This is a genomic window from Mumia sp. zg.B21 (assembly GCF_019550855.1).
Lineage (GTDB): Bacteria > Actinomycetota > Actinomycetes > Propionibacteriales > Nocardioidaceae > Mumia.
Window position 1 is genome coordinate 116,292 of record NZ_JAHWCJ010000004.1, and the last position, 25,818, is coordinate 142,109.

Annotated in this window: 31 protein-coding genes; 21 read left to right on the top strand and 10 right to left on the bottom strand. The window is 70.2% G+C overall.

Annotation, left to right across the window (positions count from 1 at the left end):
- The first annotated feature begins 48 nt into the window (after positions 1-48).
- From KV100_RS15750 to KV100_RS15800, 11 genes are all read left to right on the top strand, one after another.
- Complete coding sequence (locus KV100_RS15750; protein ID WP_220344059.1) at positions 49-483, top strand: hypothetical protein; 435 nt, start codon at positions 49-51, stop codon at positions 481-483.
- A 27-nt stretch (positions 484-510) separates the two neighbouring features.
- Entirely contained in the window at positions 511-717 is a 207-nt protein-coding gene (locus KV100_RS15755) for an AtpZ/AtpI family protein (protein ID WP_220344060.1), read from the top strand.
- Positions 718-805: 88 nt separating this feature from the next.
- The gene (atpB, locus tag KV100_RS15760; protein ID WP_308291460.1) at positions 806-1,588 is read left to right on the top strand and encodes a F0F1 ATP synthase subunit A; all 783 of its coding nucleotides are present in this window, start codon (positions 806-808) and stop codon (positions 1,586-1,588) included.
- 118 nt (positions 1,589-1,706) lie between these two features.
- Positions 1,707-1,892 carry an ATP synthase F0 subunit C gene (gene atpE, locus KV100_RS15765; RefSeq protein WP_179428207.1) on the top strand — a complete coding sequence of 62 codons (186 nt, stop codon included), beginning with the start codon at positions 1,707-1,709 and terminating at the stop codon, positions 1,890-1,892.
- 48 nt (positions 1,893-1,940) lie between these two features.
- Positions 1,941-2,483: a F0F1 ATP synthase subunit B gene (locus KV100_RS15770; protein WP_220344061.1), complete on the top strand. Its 543-nt coding sequence runs from the start codon at positions 1,941-1,943 to the stop codon at positions 2,481-2,483.
- Positions 2,483-3,292 carry a F0F1 ATP synthase subunit delta gene (locus tag KV100_RS15775; RefSeq protein ID WP_220344062.1) on the top strand — a complete coding sequence of 270 codons (810 nt, stop codon included), beginning with the start codon at positions 2,483-2,485 and terminating at the stop codon, positions 3,290-3,292. The genes KV100_RS15770 and KV100_RS15775 overlap by 1 nt, the downstream gene beginning before the upstream one ends.
- A 66-nt stretch (positions 3,293-3,358) precedes the next feature.
- A complete protein-coding gene (gene atpA, locus KV100_RS15780) occupies positions 3,359-4,996 on the top strand; it encodes a F0F1 ATP synthase subunit alpha (protein ID WP_220344063.1) in 1,638 nt (545 codons plus the stop codon).
- A 6-nt stretch (positions 4,997-5,002) separates the two neighbouring features.
- A complete protein-coding gene (locus tag KV100_RS15785) occupies positions 5,003-5,935 on the top strand; it encodes a F0F1 ATP synthase subunit gamma (RefSeq protein ID WP_220344064.1) in 933 nt (310 codons plus the stop codon).
- Positions 5,936-5,939: 4 nt separating this feature from the next.
- A complete protein-coding gene (gene atpD / locus KV100_RS15790) occupies positions 5,940-7,379 on the top strand; it encodes a F0F1 ATP synthase subunit beta (RefSeq protein ID WP_220344065.1) in 1,440 nt (479 codons plus the stop codon).
- A gap of 31 nt (positions 7,380-7,410) precedes the next feature.
- Positions 7,411-7,803 (top strand): F0F1 ATP synthase subunit epsilon, encoded by a 393-nt coding sequence (locus KV100_RS15795; RefSeq protein ID WP_220344066.1) that lies wholly within the window; start codon positions 7,411-7,413, stop codon positions 7,801-7,803.
- Between the two features lie 47 nt (positions 7,804-7,850).
- Positions 7,851-8,315 (top strand): DUF2550 domain-containing protein, encoded by a 465-nt coding sequence (locus KV100_RS15800; protein WP_220344067.1) that lies wholly within the window; start codon positions 7,851-7,853, stop codon positions 8,313-8,315.
- A gap of 116 nt (positions 8,316-8,431) precedes the next feature.
- Here the strand turns inward: KV100_RS15800 and KV100_RS15805 are convergent, their stop codons facing one another.
- Positions 8,432-9,004 (bottom strand): cob(I)yrinic acid a,c-diamide adenosyltransferase, encoded by a 573-nt coding sequence (locus tag KV100_RS15805; RefSeq protein ID WP_220344068.1) that lies wholly within the window; start codon positions 9,002-9,004, stop codon positions 8,432-8,434.
- 88 nt (positions 9,005-9,092) lie between these two features.
- The gene (locus KV100_RS15810; RefSeq protein ID WP_220344069.1) at positions 9,093-9,416 is read right to left on the bottom strand and encodes a hypothetical protein; all 324 of its coding nucleotides are present in this window, start codon (positions 9,414-9,416) and stop codon (positions 9,093-9,095) included.
- Between the two features lie 95 nt (positions 9,417-9,511).
- Between KV100_RS15810 and KV100_RS15815 the strand changes: the two genes are divergently transcribed.
- From KV100_RS15815 to KV100_RS15825, 3 genes are all read left to right on the top strand, one after another.
- Positions 9,512-11,524, top strand: a complete 2,013-nt coding sequence (locus KV100_RS15815) for a protein meaA (protein ID WP_220344070.1) — start codon at positions 9,512-9,514, stop codon at positions 11,522-11,524.
- 123 nt (positions 11,525-11,647) lie between these two features.
- Entirely contained in the window at positions 11,648-12,172 is a 525-nt protein-coding gene (locus KV100_RS15820; protein WP_220344071.1) for a ferritin, read from the top strand.
- 16 nt (positions 12,173-12,188) lie between these two features.
- Positions 12,189-13,115 carry an FAD-dependent oxidoreductase gene (locus KV100_RS15825; protein WP_220344072.1) on the top strand — a complete coding sequence of 309 codons (927 nt, stop codon included), beginning with the start codon at positions 12,189-12,191 and terminating at the stop codon, positions 13,113-13,115.
- 14 nt (positions 13,116-13,129) lie between these two features.
- Here the strand turns inward: KV100_RS15825 and KV100_RS15830 are convergent, their stop codons facing one another.
- Positions 13,130-13,699, bottom strand: coding sequence for an SLATT domain-containing protein (locus KV100_RS15830; protein ID WP_220344073.1), 570 nt, complete (start codon positions 13,697-13,699; stop codon positions 13,130-13,132).
- 152 nt (positions 13,700-13,851) lie between these two features.
- Here KV100_RS15830 and KV100_RS15835 point away from each other — a divergent pair, with 152 nt between their 5' ends.
- Positions 13,852-14,373, top strand: a complete 522-nt coding sequence (locus KV100_RS15835; RefSeq protein ID WP_301022350.1) for a hypothetical protein — start codon at positions 13,852-13,854, stop codon at positions 14,371-14,373.
- Between the two features lie 50 nt (positions 14,374-14,423).
- Here KV100_RS15835 and KV100_RS15840 read toward each other — a convergent pair whose 3' ends face one another.
- Genes KV100_RS15840 through KV100_RS15850 form a run of 3 tightly spaced genes read right to left on the bottom strand, consistent with a single transcriptional unit; the run spans position 14,424 to position 16,221 of the window.
- Entirely contained in the window at positions 14,424-14,933 is a 510-nt protein-coding gene (locus KV100_RS15840) for an O-acetyl-ADP-ribose deacetylase (protein WP_220344075.1), read from the bottom strand.
- A gap of 56 nt (positions 14,934-14,989) precedes the next feature.
- Positions 14,990-15,667, bottom strand: a complete 678-nt coding sequence (gene nucS, locus KV100_RS15845; RefSeq protein WP_220344076.1) for an endonuclease NucS — start codon at positions 15,665-15,667, stop codon at positions 14,990-14,992.
- A 35-nt stretch (positions 15,668-15,702) separates the two neighbouring features.
- Complete coding sequence (locus KV100_RS15850; RefSeq protein WP_220344077.1) at positions 15,703-16,221, bottom strand: hypothetical protein; 519 nt, start codon at positions 16,219-16,221, stop codon at positions 15,703-15,705.
- A 155-nt stretch (positions 16,222-16,376) separates the two neighbouring features.
- Between KV100_RS15850 and KV100_RS15855 the strand changes: the two genes are divergently transcribed.
- The 5 genes from KV100_RS15855 (at position 16,377) to KV100_RS15875 (ending at position 19,421) form a co-directional block, all read left to right on the top strand.
- Positions 16,377-18,158 carry a 3-hydroxyacyl-CoA dehydrogenase family protein gene (locus KV100_RS15855; protein WP_301022349.1) on the top strand — a complete coding sequence of 594 codons (1,782 nt, stop codon included), beginning with the start codon at positions 16,377-16,379 and terminating at the stop codon, positions 18,156-18,158.
- 48 nt (positions 18,159-18,206) lie between these two features.
- Positions 18,207-18,488, top strand: a complete 282-nt coding sequence (locus tag KV100_RS19770) for a hypothetical protein (RefSeq protein ID WP_255559418.1) — start codon at positions 18,207-18,209, stop codon at positions 18,486-18,488.
- Positions 18,485-18,631 (top strand): SHOCT domain-containing protein, encoded by a 147-nt coding sequence (locus tag KV100_RS15865; RefSeq protein ID WP_220344079.1) that lies wholly within the window; start codon positions 18,485-18,487, stop codon positions 18,629-18,631. The genes KV100_RS19770 and KV100_RS15865 overlap by 4 nt, the downstream gene beginning before the upstream one ends.
- A gap of 125 nt (positions 18,632-18,756) precedes the next feature.
- Positions 18,757-19,158 (top strand): hypothetical protein, encoded by a 402-nt coding sequence (locus KV100_RS15870; RefSeq protein WP_220344080.1) that lies wholly within the window; start codon positions 18,757-18,759, stop codon positions 19,156-19,158.
- Positions 19,159-19,169: 11 nt separating this feature from the next.
- The gene (locus KV100_RS15875; RefSeq protein WP_220344081.1) at positions 19,170-19,421 is read left to right on the top strand and encodes a hypothetical protein; all 252 of its coding nucleotides are present in this window, start codon (positions 19,170-19,172) and stop codon (positions 19,419-19,421) included.
- Here the strand turns inward: KV100_RS15875 and KV100_RS15880 are convergent.
- The 3 genes from KV100_RS15880 to KV100_RS15890 all read right to left on the bottom strand — a co-directional run bounded on the left by KV100_RS15880 (position 19,378) and on the right by KV100_RS15890 (position 23,505).
- Entirely contained in the window at positions 19,378-20,745 is a 1,368-nt protein-coding gene (locus KV100_RS15880; RefSeq protein ID WP_220344082.1) for a hypothetical protein, read from the bottom strand. The two genes, KV100_RS15875 and KV100_RS15880, sit on opposite strands and share 44 nt — an antisense overlap.
- A gap of 40 nt (positions 20,746-20,785) precedes the next feature.
- The gene (locus tag KV100_RS15885) at positions 20,786-21,007 is read right to left on the bottom strand and encodes a hypothetical protein (RefSeq protein WP_220344083.1); all 222 of its coding nucleotides are present in this window, start codon (positions 21,005-21,007) and stop codon (positions 20,786-20,788) included.
- Between the two features lie 62 nt (positions 21,008-21,069).
- A complete protein-coding gene (locus tag KV100_RS15890) occupies positions 21,070-23,505 on the bottom strand; it encodes a LuxR C-terminal-related transcriptional regulator (protein WP_220344084.1) in 2,436 nt (811 codons plus the stop codon).
- A gap of 115 nt (positions 23,506-23,620) precedes the next feature.
- On the opposite strand from KV100_RS15890, the gene KV100_RS15895 reads away from it, so the two are divergent.
- A complete protein-coding gene (locus KV100_RS15895) occupies positions 23,621-24,430 on the top strand; it encodes an alpha/beta hydrolase (protein WP_255566297.1) in 810 nt (269 codons plus the stop codon).
- Here KV100_RS15895 and KV100_RS15900 read toward each other — a convergent pair.
- Positions 24,418-25,812, bottom strand: a complete 1,395-nt coding sequence (locus tag KV100_RS15900; RefSeq protein WP_220344085.1) for a hypothetical protein — start codon at positions 25,810-25,812, stop codon at positions 24,418-24,420. The genes KV100_RS15895 and KV100_RS15900 overlap by 13 nt on opposite strands.
- Between the last annotated feature and the right edge of the window lie 6 nt (positions 25,813-25,818).

Sequence of the window (25,818 nt, forward strand, 5' to 3'; positions counted from 1 at the left end):
GTGCTATTTTTCACAAACACCACCCAGTCACGTTTGGACGGCCGCCCCATGACGACCACCCAGCGATCCGATCGCCACACCGCACGCCTGACCCGCGTGCTCGGTGGGGCTGCGCTCGTCGCCGGGGTCGCATGCGTCGCGGTGGGTGGGGCGGTGTCGGGTGGACCAGGCGCCCTCGGCGCGCTGATCGGCGCTGTGGTCGTCCTGTCCTTCTTCGGCACGACGTTCGCCCTCCTGCGCCCGCTGACCCGGCCCGCGACCGGCGGGACGATGCTCGTCGCGCTCATGCTCTACGGCACCAAGATCCTCGTCCTCCTGGCCGCCGCCCTGGCGCTCTCGAGCTCGGGGCTGCTGGGTGACCCCGTCGACGCCCAGGCCCTCGGCGTCACCGTCATCGTGTGCACCCTTGTGGTCACCGGGCTCGAGGTCGTGGCTGCGACATCGAGCCGCACTCCTCTCTACGACCTGGGGGAGGAGCGATGACGTCGGCGTGCTACCTTGTGCCTGGCAATGAGCGACTCTTCACCGTCCCCCTCCTTCTCGCGCGACCCTTGGGTCGCTGTCGGGCGGATCGGCGGTGGAGTCTTGGTCTACGGAGCCCTCGGCTACCTGCTAGACCTCTGGTGGGGGACCTCGTTCATGGTGGTGATCGGCATCGTCCTCGGGGCGGCGCTCGGGATCTACACCGTGTTCGCAGCGCTCCAGGACAGGTCCTGACCCCCGGGACGTTCCCAGCCGCGCTGCCCGCCGTACCCGTAACGCCCGTGGACACACGGTGCGCCCGCGCCCTAGATGAGGTGATCGAGTGACCACCCCCGGACGGACCGTCCTCGCCGAGTTCCACCCGCCCGGCCCCGCTGACTTCCAGCTGCCGCCGATCTTCGGCGACGTCACGAAGCCGATGGTCCTGTACGTCCTGTCGGGCGTGCTCATCTTCGGTCTCTTCTACGCGGCCTCCCGCCGCGCCGCCGTCGTGCCGGGCCGGATGCAGTTCGCCGGCGAGTACGCCTACAACTTCGTGCGCAACAGCATCGCGCGCGACTCGATCGGCTCCGCCGACTTCATGAAGTTCGTCCCGTACCTCACGGCGCTGTTCTTCATCATCCTGGTCAACAACTACTACGGCCTCATCCCGCTGCTGCAGTTCCCGACGTTCTCGCACTCGGGCTACGCCTACGCGCTCGCCGCGCTGACCTGGATCCTCTACAACGGTGTCGGCATCGCCAAGCACGGGTTCGCCGGCTACTTCAAGCTGCAGTCCGTGCCGGGTGGCGTCGGCGGTCCGATCCTGCTGCTGATCGTCCCCCTGGAGTTCATGTCGAACATCCTGGTGCGGCCGGTCACGCTCGCGCTGCGACTCTTCGCCAACATGTTCGCCGGCCACCTGCTGCTCATCCTGTTCACCCTCGGCGGCAGCTACCTGGTCTTCGAGTCGGGCAACATCCTGTACGCCCCGGTGGGCGTCATCGCCTGGCTCCTGGCCATCGCGGTGAGCTTCCTCGAGGCCCTGGTGATGTTCCTCCAGGCGTACGTCTTCACCCTCCTGACGGCTCAGTACATCGGCGGCGCGCTCGCCGACGAGCACTGATCCACCCACCTGACCGACAACTTCATACCGAACCCGTAGCGAACCCCCCGATGGGTTCACCACAGCGACGCAAACCAGCGTCACGACGAAAGGAACAGCCGTGGACGGCTCCCTCAACATGATCGGCTACGGCCTGGCTGCGATTGGCCCGGGCGTCGGCATCGGCCTCATCTTCGCCGCGTACATCAACGGCGTCGCCCGTCAGCCCGAGGCGCAGTCGCGCCTCCAGACGATCGCGATCCTCGGCTTCGCGCTCGCCGAGGCCCTGGCGATCATCGGCATCGCGCTCGCGTTCGTCCTCTGACGGACGCCACGGCGTTCCACCGACCATCCCTGATGACGAGGTCAGCTCATGAGTAGCACCATCCTTGCGGCGGAAGGGCTCAACCCGCTCGTCCCGCACGTCGACGAGATCATTCTCGGCGTCGTCGTCTTCTTGATCCTGGTCTTCCTGATCAAGAAGTTCGTCGTGCCCAACTTCGAGAAGGCGTACGCCGAGCGCACGGCCGCCATCGAAGGCGGCATGAAGGAGGCCGCGCAGGCGCAGGACGAGGCCAAGGCAGCGCTGGAGAAGTACAACGCCCAGCTCTCCGAGGCACGCCACGAGGCCGCCCGCATCCGCGAGGAGGCGCGCGAGCAGGGAGCGCAGATCATCGCCGAGATGCGCACCCAGGCTCAGGAGGAGTCCCAGCGCATCGTCACCTCGGCGCACCAGCAGATCGAGGCCGAGCGCGCCCAGGCGGTGCAGTCGCTGCGCCGTGAGGTCGGTCAGCTCTCGACCGAGCTGGCGTCGCGGATCGTCGGTGAGTCGCTCGAGGACGAGGCGCGTCAGCGGCGCACCGTCGAGCGCTTCGTCGCCGACCTCGACGGCTCGTCGAACGGATCGGCGAACTGATGCGCGGCGTCTCGGCAACCTCGCTCGCCCAGGTCCTCGAGACCGTGGGCGGGTCGACCGCCGACGGCGCCCAGGGCGTCACTGTCGGTGCCGAGGTGTTCGCGGTCGTCGCCGCGCTCGACACCAACCCGGTCCTGCGCCGGGTGCTGTCGGACCCGGCGACGGAGTCGGACGCCAAGGCCGGCCTGGTCCGGACGCTGTTCGCCGACAAGATCGGTACGGGGGCGCTGGACGTGGCCGTCGCCGCCGTGCGCGGTCGGTGGAGCCGCGCCCGCGACCTCGCCGACGCCCTCGAGCTGGCCGGTGTCCAGGCGGTGCTGTCCACGGCCGACCAGCGGGGCACGCTCGACACGGTCGCGGACACCCTGTTCGCGTTCTCGCGGGTGGTCATCGACGACCCGCAGCTGCGTCGGACGCTCAACGACCGGGCGGCCTCGGTCGAGGGCCGTCGCGACATCGTCTCGCGCCTGCTCGACGGGCAGGTCGACGACGTGTCGCTGGCCCTGGCCCGCCAGGCCGTGGCGATGCGCAAGCACGGCTACGAGGAGACCCTGGTCGCCTTCGCCGAGGACGCCATCTCCCGCGAGGGTCGGCTCCAGGCCCGTGTCGTCACCGCGTACGCGCTGGACGCCGACGAGAAGCAGCGTTTGGCTGGAGCCTTGGCCCGCAAGTACGGTCGAGACGTACACGTGGACGTCACCGTGGACCCGTCGGTGATCGGCGGCCTGTCCGTCGAGATCGCGGGTGAGCGGATCGACTCCACGATCCAGACGCGGCTCGCCGACGCGCGACGGGCTCTCGTCGGCTGACGATGGCCCCCACACACCCCTCCCGAGAACTTCCCCAGCACGATCGAGAAGAAGGCAGGCACTGACATGGCGGAGCTCACGATCCGTCCCGACGACATTCGCGACGCGCTCCAGCAGTTCGTCAGCGACTACAAGCCGCAGGCGACGACCGAGGAGATCGGCACCGTCGCTGAGGCGATGGACGGCATCGCCCGTGTCGAGGGCCTGCCGTCGACGATGGCCAACGAGCTGCTCGAGTTCGAGGACGGCACGCTCGGCCTCGCCCTGAACCTCGACGTGCGCCAGATCGGTGTCGTCATCCTCGGCGAGTTCTCCGGCATCGAGGAGGGGCAGAAGGTCAAGCGGACCGGTCAGGTCCTCTCCGTCCCGGTCGGTGACGGCTACCTCGGGCGCGTCGTCGACCCGCTCGGAAACCCGATCGACGGCCTCGGCGAGGTGGAGACCTCCGCACGTCGTGCCCTCGAGCTCCAGGCACCGTCGGTGGTCGAGCGCAAGAGCGTCCACGAGCCGCTGATGACCGGCATCAAGGCCATCGACTCGATGACCCCGATCGGCCGCGGCCAGCGTCAGCTGATCATCGGCGACCGCCAGACCGGCAAGACCGCGATCGCGATCGACACGATCATCAACCAGAAGCAGTTCTGGGAGACCGGCGACCCGACCAAGCAGGTCCGCTGCATCTACGTCGCCATCGGCCAGAAGGGCTCGACGATCGCCTCGGTGCGCTCCGCGCTCGAGGAGGCCGGCGCCCTGGAGTACACGTCGATCGTCGCGGCTCCCGCGTCGGACTCGGCCGGCTTCAAGTACCTCGCCCCCTACACCGGCTCGGCCATCGGCCAGCAGTGGATGTACGAGGGCAAGCACGTCCTCATCATCTTCGACGACCTCTCCAAGCAGGCCGAGGCCTACCGCGCCGTGTCGCTGCTGCTCCGCCGCCCGCCGGGCCGCGAGGCATACCCGGGTGACGTCTTCTACCTCCACAGCCGGCTGCTCGAGCGCTGCGCGAAGCTCTCGGACGAACTCGGTGCGGGGTCGATGACCGGCCTGCCGATCGTCGAGACGAAGGCCAACGACGTGTCGGCCTACATCCCGACCAACGTCATCTCGATCACCGACGGCCAGATCTTCCTGCAGTCGGACCTCTTCAACTCCAACCAGCGTCCCGCCGTCGACGTCGGCATCTCGGTGTCGCGGGTCGGCAGCGCGGCGATGCTGAAGTCGATGAAGGCCGTCACCGGCTCGATCAAGGTCGAGCTCGCGCAGTACCGCGCGATGGAGGCGTTCGCGATGTTCGCCTCCGACCTCGACGCCGCCTCGAAGCAGCAGCTGGCGCGCGGCGAGCGGCTGATGGCGCTGTTCCGGCAGGGCCAGTACGAGCCGTTCCCGGCCGAGGACCAGGTCGTCTCGCTGTGGGCGGGCACGACCGGCAAGCTCGACCGCGTCCCGGTCGAGGACGTCCAGCGCTTCGAGTCCGAGTTCCTCGACTACCTGCGTCGCAGCGAGCCGGGCATCCTGGACACGATCCGTGAGTCGGGCAAGTTCGACGACGACACCGCGGGCTCGCTCGACTCGGCGTACGACACGTTCGCCGACCAGTTCGAGACCAGCACCGGGGGCTCGATCAAGCCGGGCAAGGAAGAGCACGAGGCTCTCGCCGACGAGGACGTCGCGCAGGAGCAGATCGTCACGCAGAAGCGAGGCTGACCTCTCATGGCCACCTCACTGCGCGAGTACCGCGCGAAGATCAAGTCGACGCAGTCGATGAAGAAGATCACGCGCGCCATGGAGCTCATCGCGGCGTCGCGCATCGTCAAGGCGCAGCAGCAGGCTGCGGCGGCGACGCCGTACGCCCGTGAGCTCACGCGCGCGGTGTCCGCCCTCGCGACCTTCGGTGCCGTCGATCACAAGCTGCTCACCGAGAACCCGGAGCCCAAGCGGGCCGCGGTCCTGGTCATCGCCAGCGACCGCGGGCTCGCCGGTTCCTACTCGTCGGCCGTGCTCAAGGAGTCGGAGCGTCTCGTCGAGAAGCTCCACGCCGAGGGCAAGGACGTGGACATGTACGTCACCGGCCGCAAGGCCGAGGCCTACTTCCGCTTCCGGCAGCGCCCGGTCGTGCAGTCGTGGACCGGGTTCTCCGACCACCCCTCGTACGCTGACGCGCGCGAGGTCGGAGACGTGCTCACCTCGGCGTTCCTCATCGACCCGGAGGACCCCGAGACGGGTGACCCGGAGCGCGAGGTCGACGAGCTGCACGTGGTCTTCACCCGTTTCCGTTCGATGATCAGCCAGACCCCCGAGGTCATCCGGCTGCTGCCGCTGGAGGTCGTCGAGGGGGAGGAGCCGCCCGCAGAGGGCGAGGTCTACCCGCTCTACGAGTTCGAGCCGTCGGCCTCGGAGGTCCTCGACGGGCTCTTGCCCAAGTACGTCAACCACCGGCTCTACTTCTGCTTCCTCCAGGCAGCGGCGTCGGAGCTCGCGGCACGCCAGCAGGCGATGAAGAACGCGACCGACAACGCCGAAGACCTGATCCAGAAGTACACCCGTACAGCCAACCAGGCCCGTCAGGCCGGGATTACCCAGGAAATCAGTGAGATCGTCGGTGGTGCGAATGCCCTCGCCGACGCGACCGCCGGGAGTGAGTGAAACCATGACTGCCACTGTCAACGAGACCACGACGACGGGCCGTATCGCCCGCGTCATCGGCCCGGTCATCGACGTCGAGTTCCCCACCGACCAGATGCCCGAGATGTACAACGCGCTGCACGTCCACACCGCGCTCGACGCCGAGGGTCGCCCGCTCACCCTCGAGGTCGCCCAGCACATCGGTGACGGCATGGTGCGTGCGATCTCCATGCAGCCGACCGACGGCCTGACCCGTGGTGCGGAGGTGCGCGACACCGGCGAGCCGATCTCGGTCCCCGTCGGCGACGTGACCCTCGGCCACGTGTTCAACACGATCGGCGAGTGCCTCAACCTCAGCGAGGGCGAGGTGCTCGACATCAAGGAGCGGTGGGGCATCCACCGCAAGGCGCCGTCGTTCGACTCGCTCGAGCCCAAGACGGAGATGTTCCAGACGGGCATCAAGGTCATCGACCTGCTGACGCCGTACGTGCTCGGCGGCAAGATCGGCCTCTTCGGTGGTGCAGGCGTCGGCAAGACGGTCCTCATCCAGGAGATGATCGCCCGTGTCGCCCGTGACCACGGTGGTGTCTCGGTGTTCGCCGGTGTCGGTGAGCGCACGCGTGAGGGCAACGACCTCATCGCCGAGATGGACGAGTCGGGCGTTCTCGGCCAGACCGCGCTGGTCTTCGGCCAGATGGACGAGCCGCCGGGCGCGCGTCTGCGCGTCGCCCTGTCGGCGCTGACGATGGCGGAGTACTTCCGCGACGTCCAGAAGCAGGACGTGCTCCTCTTCATCGACAACATCTTCCGGTTCACCCAGGCGGGCTCGGAGGTTTCGACCCTGCTCGGTCGCATGCCGTCCGCCGTGGGCTACCAGCCGACGCTGGCCGACGAGATGGGCGTCCTCCAGGAGCGCATCACCTCGACGCGTGGTCACTCGATCACCTCGATGCAGGCGATCTACGTGCCGGCCGACGACTACACCGACCCGGCGCCGGCAACGACGTTCGCGCACCTCGACGCAACGACCGAGCTGAGCCGTGAGATCGCCTCGCAGGGCATCTACCCGGCCGTCGATCCGCTGACGTCGACGTCGCGCATCCTCGACCCGCGCTACATCTCGGCCGAGCACTACCAGGTCGCGACCCGGGTCAAGCAGATCCTGCAGCGCAACAAGGAGCTCCAGGACATCATCGCGATCCTCGGTGTCGACGAGTTGTCGGAGGAGGACAAGACGGTCGTGTCGCGCGCCCGTCGCATCCAGCGCTTCCTCTCGCAGAACACCTACGTGGCGAAGCAGTTCACCGGCATCGAGGGCTCGACCGTCCCGCTCGACGAGAGCGTGGACGCGTTCAAGCGCATCGCGGACGGCGAGTACGACCACGTGGCCGAGCAGGCCTTCTTCATGTGCGGCGGTCTCGAAGACGTCGAGAAGAAGTGGGCCGAGATCCAGAAGAGCTCCTGACCCGGCACGTTCGTAGAGAAGGAGTCCTCTGATGGCAGGCACACTGCACGTCGAGCTCGTCAGCGCCGACCGGCTGCTGTGGTCGGGCGAGGCGACGTCGCTGCTCGCACGCACGCTCGACGGTGACATCGGCATCCTCCCCGGGCATGCCCCGGTGATGTCGTTGCTGGCCGACGGCGTCGTCGAGATCGACACCGAGGACAAGGAGACCTGGGTCGCGGCTGTCGACGCCGGCTTCCTCTCGGTCGCCATGGACCGGGTGTCGATCCTGGCCGAGAGCGCGGTGATGTCGCACGACATCGACCTCGAGCGGGCCAAGAACGACCTCTCCCGGATCAAGTCCGCAGGCGTGGACGATGACGAGGCCGCTGAAGAAGTCCGTCGTCTCGAAGCCCGCATCCGTGCGGTCGAGATGGCGTCCTGAGGTCGTCCGAAGAATCCTGACGTAGTCGCCGAGGGAGGAGGGCACACATGCCGGTCTGGTTGTGGGTGCTCGACTCCCTCGGCGTGCTTCTGGGCCTGGCGGTCCTGGCCGTGCTGGCGCTCGCCGGACGGCGTCGGGTGCTGGCCCGCGGTGGCAGCACCTTCGACCTGAGCGTCAACCGTCGTCCGGAGTCGACTCGTGACGAGGGCGACCCGCGTGGCTGGACCCTCGGGATCGGCCGCTACAACGACAGCTATCTCGAGTGGTTCCGGACGTTCTCGTTCTCACCACGCCCGGTCCTGCGCTTCGAGCGCGGGCACGTGGAGGTCGAGCGCCGCCGCCGGCCGGTGGGCTCGGAGACCTACGCGCTGCACGCCGGCAACACGATCGTCGAGTGCATGCTCGACGGGGGCGTCCCGATCCAGCTCGCACTGAGCCCGCAGGCCCTGACCGGGCTGCTCGCGTGGCTCGAGTCCTCGCCCCCCGGGCGCGAGGTCAACAACGTCATCTGACCGCGGGTCACTTCCTGCCGCTCGCGGGTCACTCTCTGGCGTCCGCGGGTCACTCTCTGGCGTCCGCGGGTCACTCTCTGGCGTCCGCGGGTCACTCTCTGGCGTCCGCGGGTCGGTCAGCGCTCGCCGCCGGGCACCCAGAGCACGTCGCCGGCCTCGCGGTTGGCGTAGCGGGCGAGGATGAACAACAGGTCCGACAGCCGGTTGAGGTACTTCGCGGTAAGGACGTTCATCGTCTCGCCGTGCTCCCCGATCGCCGCCCAGGCACTGCGCTCGGAGCGGCGGCACACCGTACGGGCGATATGGAGGACCGACGCCGCCGGGGTGCCCCCGGGGAGAATGAAGGAGCGGAGCGACTCGATCTGCTCGTTGTAGTGGTCGCACCAGCCCTCCAGCCGGTCCACGTAGTCCGGCTCGACCCGAAGCTGCGGGTACTCCGGATTCTCGACCACCGGGGCACCGAGGTCCGCGCCGACGTCGAACAGATCGTTCTGCACCCGTGCGAGCACCGCGTCGACGTCGTCGTCGAGCGTCCCGAGCGAGCGAGCGAAGCCCAGCTGGCTGTTGAGCTCGTCGGTGTCGGCGTACGCGATCAGGCGCAGGTCGAGCTTGGAGGTCTTGCTCATGTCGACGAGCCGTGTCGTCCCGTCATCGCCGGTGCGGGTGTAGATGCGGGTGAGGTTGACCATGGCGACACCCTATGTCGGCGCGGTGACCCGCGAGCGAAAGAGGGTGACCCGCGGCCGCCAGAGGGTGACCCGCGAGCGAAAGAGGGGGTCACGGGCGCTGGGGACGCTGACCCTCCGCGATCCAGGCCCGGGCTACGTCGGCCTGGGTCTTCCAGGCGAGCACCAGCCAGCCCCGTATCTCGTCGTGGGCGACGTTCGCGCGGACGCCACGGGCGCGCAGCCGTTGCGCCGTGACGTCGGCGCCATGCTGGTCCTTGCAGCGGGCCACGGGGACGAGCATCCCGTACGAGGGGAGGCGGATGCGCTTGCCGGGCGAGTGCGCCCACCTCAGGATCAGCGCCAGGCCGCCGATGGCGAGCAGAGTGAACAGCGGGACGAAGAGATAGTCCACCACCGAGCCGCTGTTGGTCATGTCTTCAGTGTGCACCTCTTGGCGGAGGATGTGACCCACGTGACTCCGCTCACGTGGGTGTTACTCGTCGGTCACGAGGAACTAACCTAAGCCGCATGGCCGACTCGACCCACCGTGATCGCCCCTGGGTGATGCGCACGTACGCCGGACACTCCTCGGCGACGGACTCCAACGCGCTCTATCGACGCAACCTCGCCAAGGGGCAGACCGGTTTGTCGGTCGCCTTCGACCTCCCGACCCAGACGGGCTACGACCCCGACCACGAGCTGAGCCGGGGAGAGGTGGGCAAGGTCGGCGTGCCGATCCCCGACCTCGGCGAGATGCGCCGTCTCTTCGACGGGATCCCGTTGAAGACGATGAACACCTCGATGACGATCAACGCGACGGCGATGTGGCTGCTCGCGATGTATCAGGTCGTCGCCGAGGAGCAGGCGCACGACGCCGGCGAGGACCCGCAGGAGTGGGTCGGGCAGCTCGCCGGGACCACGCAGAACGACATCATCAAGGAGTACCTGTCGCGCGGGACGTACGTCTTCCCGCCGGAGGCGTCGATCCGGCTGACGACCGACATGATCGCCTACACGGTCGTCACCATGCCGAAGTGGAACCCGCTCAACATCTGCAGCTACCACCTGCAGGAGGCCGGCGCTACCCCGGTGCAGGAGCTCGCGTACGCCCTGTCGACCGCGATCGCCGTGCTGGATGCCGTCCGCGACGCCGGTCAGGTGCCACCGGAGGAGTTCGAGAAGGTCGTCGGTCGGATCTCGTTCTTCGTCAACGCCGGGGTGCGGTTCGTCGAGGAGACGTGCAAGATGCGCGCCTTCGGCCGGCTGTGGGACGAGATCACCCGCGAGCGGTACGGCGTGCAGGACCCGAAGATGCGCCGGTTCCGCTACGGCGTCCAGGTCAACTCCCTCGGGCTCACTGAGGCGCAGCCCGAGAACAACGTGCAGCGCATCGTGCTGGAGATGCTCGGGGTGAGCCTGAGCAAGGACGCCCGTGCGCGCGCGATCCAGCTCCCTGCGTGGAACGAGGCCCTCGGTCTCCCGCGCCCGTGGGACCAGCAGTGGTCGCTCCGACTCCAGCAGGTGCTCGCCTACGAGTCCGACCTCCTCGAGTACGACGACATCTTCGAGGGCAGTCATGTGATCGAGGCGAAGGTCGCCGAGCTGGTCGCTGGCGCCAAGGAGGAGATCGATCGCGTCCAGGCCATGGGCGGCGCGGTGGCGGCGGTCGAGTCGGGCTACATGAAGCAGGCGCTGGTCGCCTCGCACGCGGCGAGGCGCGCCAAGATCGAGGCCGGCGACCAGCTCGTGGTGGGGGTCAACGCCTGGAAGGAGACCGAGGAGTCGCCGCTGACGGCCGACCTCGACGCCGCGATCCAGACCGCTGACCCGCTCGCCGAGGCGAGCGCGATCGAGCGCGTCGCCGCGTGGCGTGGCCAGCGCGACGAGTCGGAGGTCGCCGAGGCTCTCGAGCGGCTCCGTGCCGACGCAAAGACCGACGCCAACCTCATGGACGCGACGCTGGTCTGCGCGCGTGCCGGAGTGACGACGGGTGAGTGGGCCGGCGCTCTGCGGGAGGTCTTCGGTGAGTTCCGTGCACCGACCGGAGTGACGGGAGTGGTGGGCATGAGCGAGGGCGGATCCGAGCTCACGGCCGTGCGCGAGCGAGTGCGGGCGACGGGCCAGGAGCTCGGCGGACGTCTTCGCCTGCTGGTCGGCAAGCCCGGGCTCGACGGGCACTCCAACGGGGCCGAGCAGATCGCCGTGCGCGCGCGTGACGCCGGTTTCGAGGTCGTCTACCAGGGGATCCGGCTGACGCCGTCCCAGATCGTCGCCGCCGCGGTGGACGAGGACGTCGACTGCATCGGGCTCTCGATCCTCTCCGGGTCGCACATGGAGCTCGTGCCGGATGTGCTCGAGCAGCTCCGCGCGGCCGGCGTCGGTGACGTGCCGGTCGTCGTCGGCGGCATCATCCCCGAGTCGGACGCACGCCGGCTGCGCGAGGCCGGTGTTGCCGCGGTGTACACGCCGAAGGACTACGGGATGACGCAGATCATGGACGACATCGTCGACGTCATCCGGCGCGCGAACGATCTCGACTGACGCCGCCTGCACCTGCGCCTCCGAAGGCTAGCCAGTCCTTGCTGGATGCCCGCTCCCGCTCGCACTAGCGTCGGGGGTGAGGCAGACGACAGAGGGTCGGAGGCCGCAGCGAGGAGTGCAGTCATGGCATCGGAGAAGTTCGCGGCGTTGCTCAACGAGCAGGTCGGTCACGAGTTCGCGGCGCATCAGCAGTACGTGGCGATCGCCTGCTACTACGACGGGCTCACCATGCCCCGCATGGCGTCGCTGTTCTTCCAGCAGGCCGTCGAGGAGCGCGACCACGCGATGATGATGGTGCAGTACCTGCTCGACGCGGACGCCCCCGTACGCATCCCGGGCGTCGCCGATCCCACCAACGACTTCGCCGATGTCGTCGCGCCGGTGGCGCTGGCGCTGGCCCAGGAGAAGCGGGTCACCGAGCAGATCAACGAGCTGACCCGGGTGGCGCGAGACGAGAACGACTTCGCCTCGGACCAGTTCATGCAGTGGTTCATCAAGGAGCAGGTGGAGGAGAACTCCAAGATGAGCGACCTTCTCGCCGTCGTCACGCGCTCCTCTGAGGACCTCGAGGCCATCGAGCACTGGGTGGCGCGCGAGGAGAAGCCGGAGGCGGCCGATCCCACGGCCCCACCGGTCGCCGGAGCCTGACGCCGGGGGTGGGCGCGTGCGTGTGCTGGTCGTGGGAGCCGGGGTCACGGGGCTGACCTGCGCCGTGGTGGCGGCCGAGCGTGGCCACCAGGTCGACGTGCTCGCACGCGACCTGCCGCAGGAGACCACGTCCGCGATCGCCGCCGCCTGCTGGCACCCCTCTCTCGTGCACCCGGCCGACCGCATGCTCGAGTGGTCGCGACGGACGTACGAGGTGATGGCGGCGCTCCCCGGTTCGTCAGGGGTGAGGAGACGGCGGTCGACCGAGCTCGTCGCCGATCCCGCCTCTCGCCCTTGGTGGGCCGACGCGGTCCCCTCGCTCCACACGCTCGCCGAGGTGCCGGAGGGCTTCGGCGCGGGGTGGGCGTTCGACGGTCTCGTGGCCCACATGCCGACCTATCTCGACTACCTCGTACGCCGGCTCGCCGAGAACGGTGGCACGCTGACGCGGATGGCGCTGCCCGCGCTGCCACGTGGGGCCGACGTGGTCGTGAACGCCTCCGGCCTCGGGAGTCGCCTCCTCGCCGCGGACCCGACGACCGTGCCGATCCGTGGTCAAGTCGTACGCCTGGCGCCGGTGCCGGGCGTCGACGACGTGCTTCTCGCCGACGGACCCAGCGGTCTGACGTACGTCGTCCCTCGCGGCGAGGACGTCGTCGTGGGCGGCACGAGCGAGCTCGACGTGTGGGACCTCGCACCGCGCGACGCTGACACTGCCGCCATCCTCGCGCGGGCCGGCGCGGTGGTGCCGCAGCTCCAGGGTGCCCCGGTGCTGGGCGTACGGGTCGGGTTGAGGCCGGCACGGCCGAGCGTGCGTGTGGAGCGGGAGGAGCGCGATGGGGCGAGCCCGGTCGTCCACTGCTATGGCCACGGCGGCGCCGGGGTGACGCTGTCGTGGGGCTGCGCGCGGGAGGTCGTCGACCTGGCGGAGTCCGCAGGCTGATCGGCGCGTACGGATCAGCCTGCGGTGAGCTCCTTGACGGGCTCGTCGTCGATCTCGGTCTGGGGCACCCCTCCGTGCGGGGCGTCGGTGGCCGACGCCGGGACCGGGAGGTGCGCGCCCGGGCGCAACTGGTCGTCGGCGCGTCGCGTCGTGCGGTGGGACAGGCTGGGCGCGCGCTCCTCGATGCGGGTCCACTCGTGACGGATCTCGGCCAGGCGGTCGTCGGTGATCCGCTCGGAGAGGATGGCCTGCTCGAGCTGGCGTCGCAGATCGCCGTACTCGGCGGCGGCGCGCTGGTGCGCGGCGATGACGTCGGCGTCGTCGGCCACGGCGTGCAGCAGGGCGGCGGCGGCGGCGAGGGCGGCCAGCGTGCCGGCGCTGACCTGCAGCCAGGTGCGGCTCGTCCCCAGGGCGGCGGTGAACGCGGCTGCGGCGGCCAGTACGGCGACCAGCACGGTCACCAGCGCGAGGGCGCGGTGGCGTCGTCGAACCGCCTTCGCGGCAATCCGGTGGGCCTCGTGGCCGAGCCGGATGCTGCCGAGCCACTGGATGACGGTCGGCTCGTCGCCGCGGTAGGTCCACACGTCGAGCGATGCTAGCGATCCTCCCCACCCGTCGAGGGAGATTGCTGACACCCACCCTTCGGCCGGTAGCCCGAGCGTCTGCGGAGAGCGGACAAGCGTTGCGTGTGGGTAAGCATCGGCGTAAGCCCGATTACATGATTACGCAGCAGCAGGTGGATGAGATTCGTGGATGGTTCGCCGGGAGGCTTCCCGACGGCCTGTTCGAGAGGCTCGTCGGTGTGACCGTGGATCGCGAGGAGATCGTCGTCATCGGCGAGATTCCGGGCCCGGCGCTGGACGCCGGCGCCTCGGACGCGGAGCGCCGTGGGGCCGTGGAAGGCCGTGTCCGGGAGTTCAGGGAGCGTACTCGCGCCGACCGCATGGAGATCGCCCGGGAGGCTCAGCACCGTTTCGACCGGACCGTCTCGTGGGGCGTCGAGTGCGACGGCACCCGCGCGCTCTACACGCACCTCGCCTCGCCCGTGATGACGCGACTTCGCCAGCCCGAGCGGCAGGTCCTCGACACGTTGATCGCGGGCGGGGTCGCACGCAGCAGGAGCGAGGCCCTCGCCTGGTGTGTGCGTCTGGTCGAGAAGCACGCCGACACGTGGCTCGACGAGCTCCGGGAGTCGCTCGAGAACGTGCAGCGGGTACGGCAACAAGGCCCCGACGCCGGTCCCGGCAACGACGGCTGAGCCGCGACCCAGCGCGCAGCCGCAGCCGTAGCCGTAGCCGTCTGCACGGATCAGTCGACGGCGCCGCGCAACAGCCGTTCGGGGGCGGCGCCGAAGGCGACCATCACCACGCGTTCGACCTCGGTCGTCGCCTCGCGCAGCGAGGAGACCGCGACCTCCACCGCGTCGTCGAGCGGCCAGCCGTACGCGCCGGCCGAGATGAGCGGGAAGGCGACGACTCGCGCCTCGAGCTCGTCGGCGACCGCGAGGCTTCTCGTATAGGCCGACCGCAGCAGCGGCGTACGGTCCTGCTCGCGCGACCACACCGGGCCCACCGTGTGGATCACCCACCGCGCAGGAAGCTGTCCGCCGGTCGTGGACACAGCCTCCCCGGTCGGGAGCCCGTCAGGATGCGTGGTTGCGCGAAGCTCACGGCAGGCCTGGAGGATCTCCGGCCCGCCGGCCCGGTGGATCGCGCCGTCGACGCCTCCACCCCCGAGCAGCGAGCTGTTGGCCGCGTTGACGATCGCGTCGGCGCGCACGGTCGTGATGTCGCCCTGGACGACCTCGATCCGGATCATGTCTCCTGCTTACCGGATCGAGGCTCCTGAGACACGTCCTCGAACCAGACCGGGTCCTAAAAGAGGCGGAGGGACGGGTCGTCGATCCCGCGCAGGGCGTCGTAGTCGACGACCCGGCACTCGATCCCGCGGTCGAGGGCGAGCGTGCGGGCCTGTGGCTTGATCTCCTGCGCCGCGAAGATCCCGCGGACGGGCGCGAGGCGAGGGTCGCGGTTCATCAGCTCGAGATAACGGGTGAGCTGCTCGACGCCGTCGATCTCGCCGCGCCGCTTGACCTCGACCGCGACCGACGCGCCGCCGGGGTCCCTGCACAGAAGGTCGACGGGACCGATTGCCGTCATGTACTCCCGGCGTACGAGGGACATCCCGTCGCCGAGGGTGGTGGGGTGCTCGGCCAGCAGCTCTTGGAGGTGCTTCTCCACGCCGTCCTTCTGGAGACCGGGGTCGACACCGAGGTCGTGGCTGGAGTCGTGGAGCATCTCCTCGATGAGGATGCGGAGGGTGTCATCGGACTTGGTTGCCGACACGGTCCACTCGATCGCACCGTCCTCGGTCTTACCTTCGCGCAGTGCGGCGGGCGGACTCATCCAGTTGAGGGGCTTGTAGGCCCGGTCGTCGGAGTGGATCGAGACCGAGCCGTCCGACTTCACCAGGATGAGCCGTGTGGCCATCGGGAGATGGGCGGTGAGACGCCCGGCGTAGTCGACCTGGCAGCGGGCAATGACGAGTCGCACCCGGACAACCTACAGGGGCCGGCGGAGCCTGGACGTCAGCGGACGCGGACGAGGACCGTCCCCTTGATCGTCAAGGTCTTGGCGCGCAGCCTGCCGCGCGTGGTGATGCCGTCGCCGCCCTTGAGGACGACCCGCTTGCCCTTGAGGCGCCACGTGCCGGAGCGGATGTTCTTGACTCCGGCGAAGTCGTCGACGAAGCGACCGCTCTTCTTGATCCGCAGGACCCACTGGAGATCACGGTTGCGCCAGACTCCGACCGGCCCGCGACCCGCTTTGGCCGCGGAGAGCTCGTCGGCGCTGGGAGTCGAGGGAGCGCTGGCCGTGGGCGACGGTGCTGGCGTGGTGGCCGTGGTCGGCGTGGGCGTGCTGCTGGAAGCGGTCGCGGTCGTCTCGGTGGCCGGCGGCGCGGGCGAGGTGGCGGTCGGCTCCGGCGACGCAGAGGTTTGATCGGCCGACCCGCTGGTGGTATCGCCGTCGCCACAGCCGGCGAGCGCGAGGAGAAGGGCGAGGGCGATCGCGGGGGCGCGGCGGGGAGGTTCGTCGAGGCGGCGCATCAGGCCATGCTAGGGGCAGGGACGTGCTCCGGCCTGGAACTCCACAGGCCAGGCGTGACCTGAGTCACGGCGCGGAGATGCCCATGCCTGCCAGACTCCGGATGACCGGTAGTAACCTGCCAGTAACTTACGTCCCAGAGCATCAGGAGCCTCCCGTGGCGCGCGAGATCAACACTGTCGGAGTCGTCGGCCTGGGCACCATGGGTGCCGGCATCGCGGAGGTTCTCGCCCGCAACGGCATCACCGTGCTCGGGATCGACCGGGACGAGGAAGCACTCGCGCACGGGCGCTCGACCATCGAGCACTCGACGCAACGTGCCGCCGAGCGCGGCAAGCTCGAGACGGCCGAGCGCGACGCACTCCTGGGCCGCATCTCCTACGCCACCGATCTCACGGCGCTCGCCGAGGCCGACCTCGTGGTCGAGGCGGTCGTCGAGCAGCTCGACGTCAAGATCGACGTCTTCCAGCAGCTCGACAAGATCGTGCGCGACGACGCCATCCTCGCCTCCAACACGTCCGCGCTGTCGGTGACCGAGATCGCGTCGAGCACCAAGCTCCCGAGCCGCGTCGTCGGTCTCCACTTCTTCAACCCCGCGCCGGTCCAGGACTTCGTCGAGGTCGTCCGCACCGTGGTGTCCGCCCCGGACGTCGTCGAGGACGCGGTCGCGCTCGCGCAGCGCCTGGGCAAGAGCCCGGTGACGGTCGGCGACAAGGCGGGCTTCATCGCCAACGCGCTGCTGTTCGCCTACCTCAACCACGCCGCCTCCATGTACGAGGCGCAGTACGCCACGCGCGAGGACATCGATGCGGCCATGCGCCTCGGCTGCGGCTACCCGATGGGGCCGCTCGCGCTGCTCGACCTCATCGGGCTCGACACCGCGTACGAGATCCTCGAGACGATGTACCTCCAGGACCGCAAGCGTGTCCACGCTCCCGCCCCCATCCTCAAGCAGATGGTCACGGCCGGGCTGCTCGGCCGGAAGTCGGGCCGTGGCTTCTACACCTACGCCGAGCCGTACTCCTCCGAGGTCGTCGCGGACGCCACGACGCCGTCGTCGGACGCTGCGCCGCAGCTGCGGCGCGAGATCGGCCTGGTCGGCGTCGTCGGCACCGGCACCATGGCGTCGGGGATCGTCCAGGTCTTCGCGAAGGCCGGGTACGACGTGGTCTACGTCGGCCGTACGACCGAGAAGGTCGACGGCGTCCGCGCTGCGATCGCGAAGTCGATGGACAAGGCGATCTCCCGAGGACGGGCGAGCGAGGACCAGAAGGCCGAGATCCTCGCCCGGCTCACCGGCAGCACCGAGCGGGAGGCGCTGGCCGACGTCGACATCGTCGTCGAGGCGATCGCCGAGGACCTCGACGTCAAGCTCGAGCTCTTCCGCGATCTGGACCGCATCTGCAAGCCCGGTGCGATCCTCGCCACGACCACCTCGTCGCTCCCCGTCATCGCCTGCGCGTCGGCGACCGACCGTCCGCAGGACGTCATCGGGATGCACTTCTTCAACCCCGCGCCGGTGATGAAGCTGGTCGAGGTCGTGTCCACGGTCGCGACCGCCGACGACGTCACCGAGACGGTCACCGCGCTCTGCGCGAACGTCGGCAAGCACGCCGTCTCGTGCGGTGACCGTGCCGGCTTCATCGTCAACGCGCTGCTCTTCCCGTACCTCAACGATGCGGTCAAGATGCTCGAGGCGCACTACGCGACCGCCGACGACATCGACGTCGCGATGAAGCTCGGCTGCCGCCTGCCGATGGGACCGTTCGAGCTGCTCGACGTGGTCGGCAACGACGTGTCGCTGGCGATCGAGCAGACGCTCTTCCGGGAGTTCCGCGAGCCGGCCTGGGCGCCGGCGCCGCTGCTCGAGCACCTCGTGACGGCCGGATACCTGGGTCGCAAGACGGGACGCGGGTTCCGCGAGTACGCCCGCCGCTGACCCGTACGGGTCGGCCGTCCCCGTGCGGCCGGCCCGTACCCTGGGCTCATGTCGCGCCGCCGCCGTACGCCTCGTGGTCCTCGCGGTGCAGCCCCGCCTCTGAACGGAGGCAACCAGCGTGTCGAGGAGCGTACGGACGGTGACTGGGTGGTCCGGTCCATCACGGGCTCGTCGTCGACCAAGACCTACGTGTGCCCCGGTTGCTCGCAGCAGATCCGGCCCGCCACGCCGCACGTGGTCGTCTGGCCGCTCGAGCCGGGTCTGTTGAGCGCGTCGGGCATCGAGGAGCGGCGTCACTGGCACACGCCCTGCTGGCAGCGCCGCCGTTGACCGGTAGCAGCCCCAGCGCGCCCGCCGAGTCGGGCGGCACCGACGCGGTGAGCCAGCTCGAGCGCCTCGCCGCCCTGCAGCAGCAGGGCCTGCTGACGCCTGAGGAGTTCGCAGCGCAGAAGGCCAGGATCCTCAACGGCTGAACGCTCGAACCTCCCGGTGCCGGGCCGGGAGCGAATCACCCCACGGGAGTGATGCTGTCCCGCCGGTGCGCCGACAGGCTGAGGTCATGCGGCGGGGTGGCCGCCGCCTCACGAAGGAGACACGTATGTCCACCCGCAACGCGGCAAGCAACCCATGGGCACAGGGCATCACGATCTTCGCGGCGTCGATGCTCGCGATCGTCGGTTTCGTCCAGATTTTCCAGGGCATCGCTGCCATCGCCAAGGACGACGTGCTCGTCCGGACCCAGGACTACGTCTACGCGTTCAACACGACCACGTGGGGCTGGATCCACCTGGTGCTCGGCGTGCTGCTGATCGTGATCGCGTTCGCGATCATGTCGGGCAACGCGTTCGCGCGGGGCGCCGGTATCGGCATCGCGATCCTCTCGATCATCGCCAACTTCCTGTGGCTGCCCTACTACCCGATCTGGGCCGTCGTGATCATCGCTTTCGACGTCGTGGTGATCTGGGCACTCACGGCCTACTCAGCAGACTTCGAGAGCTGACGGAGCCCGCCATGACGAGCGCCTCGCCCAGTCGCCCCACCTCCTTCGAGATCGTGGTGCGGGGACATCTGAGCGAGGCGCTCGTCGCTGTGCTGGCGGCCCTGCGGCTGCGCGTCGAGACCGAGGGGCCGGTGTCGCTCCGCGGCACGTTCCGCGACCGGGCCGAGCTGATGGGGGCGCTCCAGGCGCTGGAAGAGCTGGGCGTCGAGCTCCTCGAGGTCAGCCCGTCGGTGGAGACGGCGGGGGAGGCGGACGCGAGCTGACAGGGTCGGTGACTACAGGGGCAGCGGTGCGGGGTCCGGCCACCACCTCGACGACGACGATCCCGAGGACGGCAAGAACGACGATGAGCAGCGCGCTTCCGCCGGTCGGGTGGTCGAGCATGACGTACCAGAGGACCGCGATGCCGACCACGGCGCCGCGGACGCCGTTGCGGTAGGTGGCGACGAACGTCGAGACCGGGCCGCGCCGGATCCCGCTGCGCTCGCGCAGGCGGGCGGCGAGCCCGGCAGCGCCGGTCCGGATCGCTGCCCCAGGGCCGGTGCGCGCGAGCAGGAACGCCGTGACCGCGACCGCGAGGGCGACGACGAGGACCGCCCGCAACGCGGTGCGGATGAAGCCGATGAGCTGGTCGTAGACCACCGCAGCCGCCTCGGCGGGTAGGACGTCGTCCGGGACCGCGTCGAGGTAGAGCGGACGCACGAGGTTGAGCACGAGGCCGAGCAGGACCATCGAGACGGCGACCGCGAGTGCCACCGCGAGCAGCGCGCGCCGTCGGTCGCGCGCGACGAGGACCGCGGTGGCCAGCAGGACGAGGCCGAGGACGGGGAGCACACGTGCGGACGTCTCCAGCCAGCTGAACCACGTCTGGGCCTGGCCGATGTCGTCGGACGCGAAGAGGACGAAGGTCGCGTCGACCTCCGGGATGCGCTCGGCAAGGGCGAACCCGCGGTCGACGAGGAGCTGTTCCGCCGTCTCGACGATCGACCCGATGTTCACGCTGACCTCACCATCCTGGATCGCGATCCGGTCCGTGCCCTTCCCGGTGAGGACGGCGACGGCGCTTTCGTGCGCCCTGCGGTTGGCGGTGACCCACGCCTCCTCGAAGGCGTCCGACTGGACCACACGCTCGACCGTGTCGCGGACGAACTGCTCGACGGCGTCGGACAACGGGACGGCGAGCGCCGGAAGGAGCGGAGCGGCGCGCGGCGGGATGAAGCTCTGCTGGGAGAGCGCCGAGAGCGCGTCGGAGGTCACGTCCTCGATCCTGAGATTAGTGACGATCACCGTGGTCACGGCGTCGGCGATCGCCCCCTGGATCGCCGGTTCGGCGGCGAGCGGGGCGACGGTCTCGACGTAGCGGTCGCTGTCCCCGATCTCGTCGTGCGCCCAGGTGGCGACCACCGACAGGGGAGCGGTGAGAGCACCGAGGACGACCAGCACGGTCACCAGCGGGGTGCGCCACCAGCCGGCGCGTCCGTGGTCGGCCTCACGCTCGTCGGTGCCGGGCGGCGACGCGCTCAGGCGCGCGCGGAGCTCGTCGACCTCGGCGCGCAGGCGCGCCACCTCCTCGTCCGGCGCACTCATGACGGGCTCCCCCACCCCGGCGGAGTGAGATCACGGTCGGTCACGGGAGCTGTCGGACGGAGACCAGCGCGAGGCCGAGGTCGTCGAGGGCGAAGAGCAGAGCGTTGAGCTGGGCCAGGTCGGCGAAGTCGCCCCGCAGCACCAGGTGCTCGCCGCGCACCGCGATCTCGAGTCCGCGACGCCCGAGCTCCGCCACGACCCTCTCGGACGCCCCGCCCTCGACGACCACCTCGTACGACGACGCGAATCCGTCCCGGGCCATGGCGTCAGTCTGCGGGGCACGAGGCGGTGACGGTTCACCCCTGGCGGGCGAGATGTTCCCACTCACAGCAGTCCGGACTCCTGTGCCTTCAGGACCGCCTCGCGTCGCGACTCCACCCCGAGCTTGTGGTAGATCGCGCGCAGGTGCGTCTTGAGAGTGTTGCGCGAGATGAACAGGGCCTCGCACAGGTCGGACTGGTCCATCGCCGTCGGCAGGTACTGCAGGATCTCGTTCTCGCGGGAGGAGAGGGCGACCACCAGGCCGAGGCTGTTCCGAGGGCGCTCGTCGCGCAGCTCGACGAGCAGCCGAGCCACCAGCGGGCCGTTCGTGCCGCGGCGGGCGCGCTCGGCGGTCAGCATCTCGATGGCGGACGTGCCGAGCTCGCGCCACGGGCGTCGCCACCCGTGCCTCTCCGTGGTCACGAGCGCACGCCGGAGGAACGCCGTGCCCCGCGCAGAGGGGCCCTGGGCGAGATCGATGACGGCAGCCGTCGCGGCGATCCTGACCGCCAGGTCCTCCGGCACCTCCGCCTCGTCGTCGAGGACCACCTCGAGCTCGTCGGGCGCGGCCTCGCGGCGGAGCCGCTGCAGCACGGAGGTCGCTGCGATCCACAGGTCGTACGGCGTGCGGTCCAGCACCGAGCAGTGCTCGGCCGCTCGGTCGACGGCGGCCGTCGCCGCGGCCGCGTCGCCGTGAGCCAGCAGCCTCGTGACGCCGGCGAGCGCTGCGTGTCGCGCCACCAGCCAGGTCGACTCGTCCGGAAGCTGTCCGAGGAGCACGTCCCGCGGCGGGGGACCGCCGGCCGCGCGTGAGGCGACGGTGCGGCGGAAGGCCTCCAGGAACCGTGCCGGGAGAAGGCCGAGGGGTTGGAGGGACGAGGGCGCGTCGTGGTGCGTTGGCACCGTCGCGCCTCCGCGCTCCATCGCGAGCCACTCGTCGACGACCGCCGTCACACCCGGCACCGTATCGTCGGCGGCCGCGCGGAGGAGGGCGATCGATGCGTCGGCGGCAGCGAGGTCGCCCCTGCCGACAGCAGACCACATCCGTACCTCCGCCTCTCGAGCCTCCGAGAGGGGAAGCTCGCCACGACTGACGTGGCGGGCGGTCGCCAGATGGCCCGCGGCGCCACCGGTGTCTCCGCGGAGCGTCATCAGCAGGCCGTAGGTCGAGGCCCACGTGGCCTGCAGCGCCGCGGCCGGGGAGTGCGGCGACGAGCCGCCCTCGGAGAGGCGAGGCTGGGGACTGCCGAGAGCAGCCGCGGCGTCGGTGACCTGGCCGTCGATCAGTGCCAGGCGCGCCAGGCACAGGCGCCGCAACACCTCCAGGCGCTCGGAGGTGATGCTCCGGCCGACCGCGCCCCTGCCCTCGCCCAGCTTCTGACGGCTCAGGAGCACGTCGTCGGCGCGCAGCGCCTGCACGGCCGCGAGCACGCGCAGCCGGTCGTCTGCGAGGACCTCGACCTCCGGAACGGCGTCGATGACCTGGTCGCACGACGTCCAGTCGCCGTCACCGAGAGCCGTGCACGCGAGCGCCACCGCGCAGTCGACGGCGATGTCCCAGGAGCGAGCACGCAGGGCGTGCGCGGCCGCCGCACGAGCGTCACCTCGCGCCGCGGACCACCGGGCGGCTACGTCGTGGAGACCGGGGAGCCGGCCCGGCGACTGCCGCTCCACCTCGCTGAGAAGCAGCTGCCGGAGGAGCTGGTGATAGCGGAAAAGACCGGTCTCGCCGTCGACCGAGACGAAGCCCACGCGGTGCGTCACCTCGTCGAGCACCGCCGCCGCATCCTCTCGTCCGGACAGACGGGCGGCGAGGTCGGTGTCGAACCGCACCGGTACGGCGGTGGTCCGCAGGAAGTCGACCAGCGAAGGGTCGAGGGTGTCGAGCACGTGCGCGAGGAGATAGCTGCCTGTCGGCGAATAGGCGCCGGTCGGGGTGGGGGCGACCGGATCCTGGGTGGCGCAGAGACGGACACCGGCGGGCCAGCCATCGGTCTGGTCGTGCAGCGCCTGGGCCTGCTCGTGGTCGAGCCGACGCCCTGAGCGGCTGGCGACGCGGGCCACCTCGCCGACCGTGAAGGCGAGCTCGCCGGCCCGGACCTCCGAGACACGCCCCGCCAGACGAGCAGGATGGAGGGCGACCAGAGGGTCGAGGCGTGCCACCAGCACCAGGGGCGCCGCCACCCGTGCCGCCTCGCACGCGCGGGTGAACGACGGGCCCCACCCCGCAAGGTGGGCGTCGTCGATGACGACAGGGCGCCCGCGGTGGAGCTCCCTGGTCGCCGTCTCCCAGGGCCGGGTGCCGCTGCCGTCGAGCCACGCGGCGTCCGGCGCGTGCTCGTCCGCCCACTGGCGCAGCAGGGTCGTCTTCCCGTACCCCGTCGGTGCGGCGACGAGCGTCACCGGTCGCCGCGTCGCGCGATCGAGTGTGGCGAGCAGTCGGCGACGGACGATGACCCCCTCGTCGACGAACACCTGCTGGTGCGCCTCCAACGCCATGCCCGCCCCCTGGTGCCGAGCGGCTGCACCCCCGTGCGCGCTGGCACCTCGGAGGCTAGCTGCACCGGACCTGCCCCGCACGGCTCTTGCCGCCGCGGAACGTAGGCTGACAGGCGTGAAAGACGCTCAGGTCATCCGCGGCAACTCGGTTCTCCCTGCCCGCCGCACCCCCATCACCCTCCACACCGCCGACGGGTTGAACCTCGTCGGGGAGCTGGCGCTCCCGCTGGAGCGCGAGCCGGTCGCGACGATGGTCTGCCTCCATCCGCTGCCGACCCACGGCGGCATGATGGACAGCCACCTCTTCCGCAAGGCTTCGTACCGCCTTCCCGCGCTCGCCGACATCGCGGTCCTTCGGTTCAACACCCGCGGCACCACCAGCGTGCAGGGGACGAGCGGCGGCGCGTTCGATGAGGCGCAGGGCGAGCGGTACGACGTCGCTGCGGCGATCGAACTCGCCGACTTCGAGGATCTTCCCGACATCTGGCTCGTCGGATGGTCCTTCGGCACCGATCTCGCGCTCAAGTACGGGCTCGACGCCGAGGTACGCGGCGCGATCCTCTTGTCGCCGCCGCTGCGCTACTCCGACGACGCCGACCTCGACGCCTGGGCGCAGTCCGGCAAACCCCTCGTCGCGCTGGTCCCCGAGCACGACGACTACCTGCGTCCCGCCGAGGCCGCAGAACGCTTCTCCCGGGTGCCGCAGGCCGAGGTGATCGGCGTGGACGGCGCGAAGCACCTCTGGGTGGGCGACTCAGAACGCGTGCTCGACGAGGTCGCCTCTCGCCTGAACCCGCGTGTCTCCGTCCCGCTGCCCCGTCAGTGGTCCGGTGACATGCAGCAGGCCGACGCCTCGGCGTACCGCGACCAGACGGTCGCGGCGTTCGAGAGCGTCGGCCCGCAGCCTGGCGATCAGGAGGCCTGAGACTCCTCGTCGTCCTCGGCGAGCTCGGCTGCCGCCGGGCCGCCGAGCTTGGCACGGCGCACGCTGCGCTCGGCCGTCGGGCGATCTGTCGGCGTGCCGTCGACCACGGTGGAGTCGTTCTGGACGGCCGGGACGATCGTGGTGGCGTCGTGCGCACGGGAGTCGGTGCCCGCGCGGTCGATCTCCTCCAGGTCGGGCTCCTCGGCCGCTGCGGTGGCCTCCTCGACGGCAGCGGCGACCTCGTCGGCTGCCGCGGCGACCTCGGCGACGGCCGGCGCGGGAAGCGCCCCCGCCTTGTCGGTCTCAGCGTCGCTGTCGAGCGCGTCGAGACCCGCGAACGAGCCGATGACCTCGCGCAGCTTGGTGAGCTGGGTCTTGACGGCATCACGCTTGGCGACGAGCGAGTCGAGCTCGTGGCGGACCGTCGAGATCTGCTTCTCGGCATCGGCGCGCGCCTGGGCGAGCGAGTGCTCCGACTGCGTACGAGCGGTGTGCATGATCTGCTCGGCCTCGCGGCGTGACCGAGCGACCATCCGCTCGGACTCGGCCTTGGTCTCCTCGCGGCGCTTGGTCGCGGCGGCGATCGCCTCACGGGCCCGCGACTCGGCGGCTGCGGCGCGCGACTCGGCGTCGGCGATCATCCGCGAGGTCTGCTCGGTCGCGACGGCGTGCGACTCGGTGGCCTCCTTGGCCATCCGCTCCTTCTCGAGGGCGAGGACCCGGCGCGCCTCGGTCAGCTCGCGGTCGGCGGCGGCGCGGACCTGCTCGGCCTCACGCGTCGCGGTGAGGCGCGCGGAGCTCGCGGCCTGGTTGGCGGCCAGCTGGATCTGCTCGGCCTCGCGCTTGGCCTTGGCCAGGACGTCGTCGGCCTCGGCCAGCGCGAGGGCACGCTCGCTCTCGGCCTCGGCCAGGAGGCGCTCACGGGTCTCCTCGACGTCTGCGAGCTGCACGGCGCGCAGGTCGTCGGCCTCCTTGGCCGCCGACGCCTTGATGGCCGTGGCCTCGGACTCGGCGACACGACGCAGGTCGTCGGCCTCCCGCCTGGCGCGTTCGAGCATCTCGGCCGACTGCGACTCGGCAAGCCCCAGCAGCTCAGCAGCGCGTCCACCGAGGCCGGCGTAGCTCGGCTTGTTGTTCTCGGTGAGCTGGCTCCGCAGGTCGGCGAGCTCGGTCTCGAGGCGCGCGATCTTGGTCTCGGCCGCCTGGACCGCCGCCTGCGCCCGGGAGAGGTCGCTGCGGTGCTGGTTGAGGTAGGCGTCGACGGCGTCCTTGTCGTAGCCGCCGCGACGGACCAGAGGGAAACCGGCCCCCGTCGCCGGGTCACCGGTCGTGCGGGCGTACGAGTCGCCGTCTGAGGAGTAGCTGCCGTAAGGGTCTGACATGGGGTG

Bases quoted from the DNA above. Each gene is read 5' to 3' on its own strand.
- KV100_RS15750 (WP_220344059.1), top strand. From the start codon at position 49: ATGACGACCACCCAGCGATCCGATCGCCACACCGCACGCCTGACCCGC.
- KV100_RS15755 (WP_220344060.1), top strand. From the start codon at position 511: ATGAGCGACTCTTCACCGTCCCCCTCCTTCTCGCGCGACCCTTGGGTC.
- atpE (WP_179428207.1), top strand. From the start codon at position 1,707: ATGATCGGCTACGGCCTGGCTGCGATTGGCCCGGGCGTCGGCATCGGC.
- KV100_RS15770 (WP_220344061.1), top strand. From the start codon at position 1,941: ATGAGTAGCACCATCCTTGCGGCGGAAGGGCTCAACCCGCTCGTCCCG.
- KV100_RS15775 (WP_220344062.1), top strand. From the start codon at position 2,483: ATGCGCGGCGTCTCGGCAACCTCGCTCGCCCAGGTCCTCGAGACCGTG.
- atpA (WP_220344063.1), top strand. From the start codon at position 3,359: ATGGCGGAGCTCACGATCCGTCCCGACGACATTCGCGACGCGCTCCAG.
- KV100_RS15785 (WP_220344064.1), top strand. From the start codon at position 5,003: ATGGCCACCTCACTGCGCGAGTACCGCGCGAAGATCAAGTCGACGCAG.
- atpD (WP_220344065.1), top strand. From the start codon at position 5,940: ATGACTGCCACTGTCAACGAGACCACGACGACGGGCCGTATCGCCCGC.
- KV100_RS15795 (WP_220344066.1), top strand. From the start codon at position 7,411: ATGGCAGGCACACTGCACGTCGAGCTCGTCAGCGCCGACCGGCTGCTG.
- KV100_RS15800 (WP_220344067.1), top strand. From the start codon at position 7,851: ATGCCGGTCTGGTTGTGGGTGCTCGACTCCCTCGGCGTGCTTCTGGGC.
- KV100_RS15805 (WP_220344068.1), bottom strand. From the start codon at position 9,004: ATGGTCAACCTCACCCGCATCTACACCCGCACCGGCGATGACGGGACG.
- KV100_RS15810 (WP_220344069.1), bottom strand. From the start codon at position 9,416: ATGACCAACAGCGGCTCGGTGGTGGACTATCTCTTCGTCCCGCTGTTC.
- KV100_RS15815 (WP_220344070.1), top strand. From the start codon at position 9,512: ATGGCCGACTCGACCCACCGTGATCGCCCCTGGGTGATGCGCACGTAC.
- KV100_RS15820 (WP_220344071.1), top strand. From the start codon at position 11,648: ATGGCATCGGAGAAGTTCGCGGCGTTGCTCAACGAGCAGGTCGGTCAC.
- KV100_RS15840 (WP_220344075.1), bottom strand. From the start codon at position 14,933: ATGATCCGGATCGAGGTCGTCCAGGGCGACATCACGACCGTGCGCGCC.
- KV100_RS15850 (WP_220344077.1), bottom strand. From the start codon at position 16,221: ATGCGCCGCCTCGACGAACCTCCCCGCCGCGCCCCCGCGATCGCCCTC.
- KV100_RS19770 (WP_255559418.1), top strand. From the start codon at position 18,207: ATGTCGCGCCGCCGCCGTACGCCTCGTGGTCCTCGCGGTGCAGCCCCG.
- KV100_RS15870 (WP_220344080.1), top strand. From the start codon at position 18,757: ATGTCCACCCGCAACGCGGCAAGCAACCCATGGGCACAGGGCATCACG.
- KV100_RS15875 (WP_220344081.1), top strand. From the start codon at position 19,170: ATGACGAGCGCCTCGCCCAGTCGCCCCACCTCCTTCGAGATCGTGGTG.
- KV100_RS15880 (WP_220344082.1), bottom strand. From the start codon at position 20,745: ATGAGTGCGCCGGACGAGGAGGTGGCGCGCCTGCGCGCCGAGGTCGAC.
- KV100_RS15885 (WP_220344083.1), bottom strand. From the start codon at position 21,007: ATGGCCCGGGACGGATTCGCGTCGTCGTACGAGGTGGTCGTCGAGGGC.
- KV100_RS15890 (WP_220344084.1), bottom strand. From the start codon at position 23,505: ATGGCGTTGGAGGCGCACCAGCAGGTGTTCGTCGACGAGGGGGTCATC.
- KV100_RS15900 (WP_220344085.1), bottom strand. From the start codon at position 25,812: ATGTCAGACCCTTACGGCAGCTACTCCTCAGACGGCGACTCGTACGCC.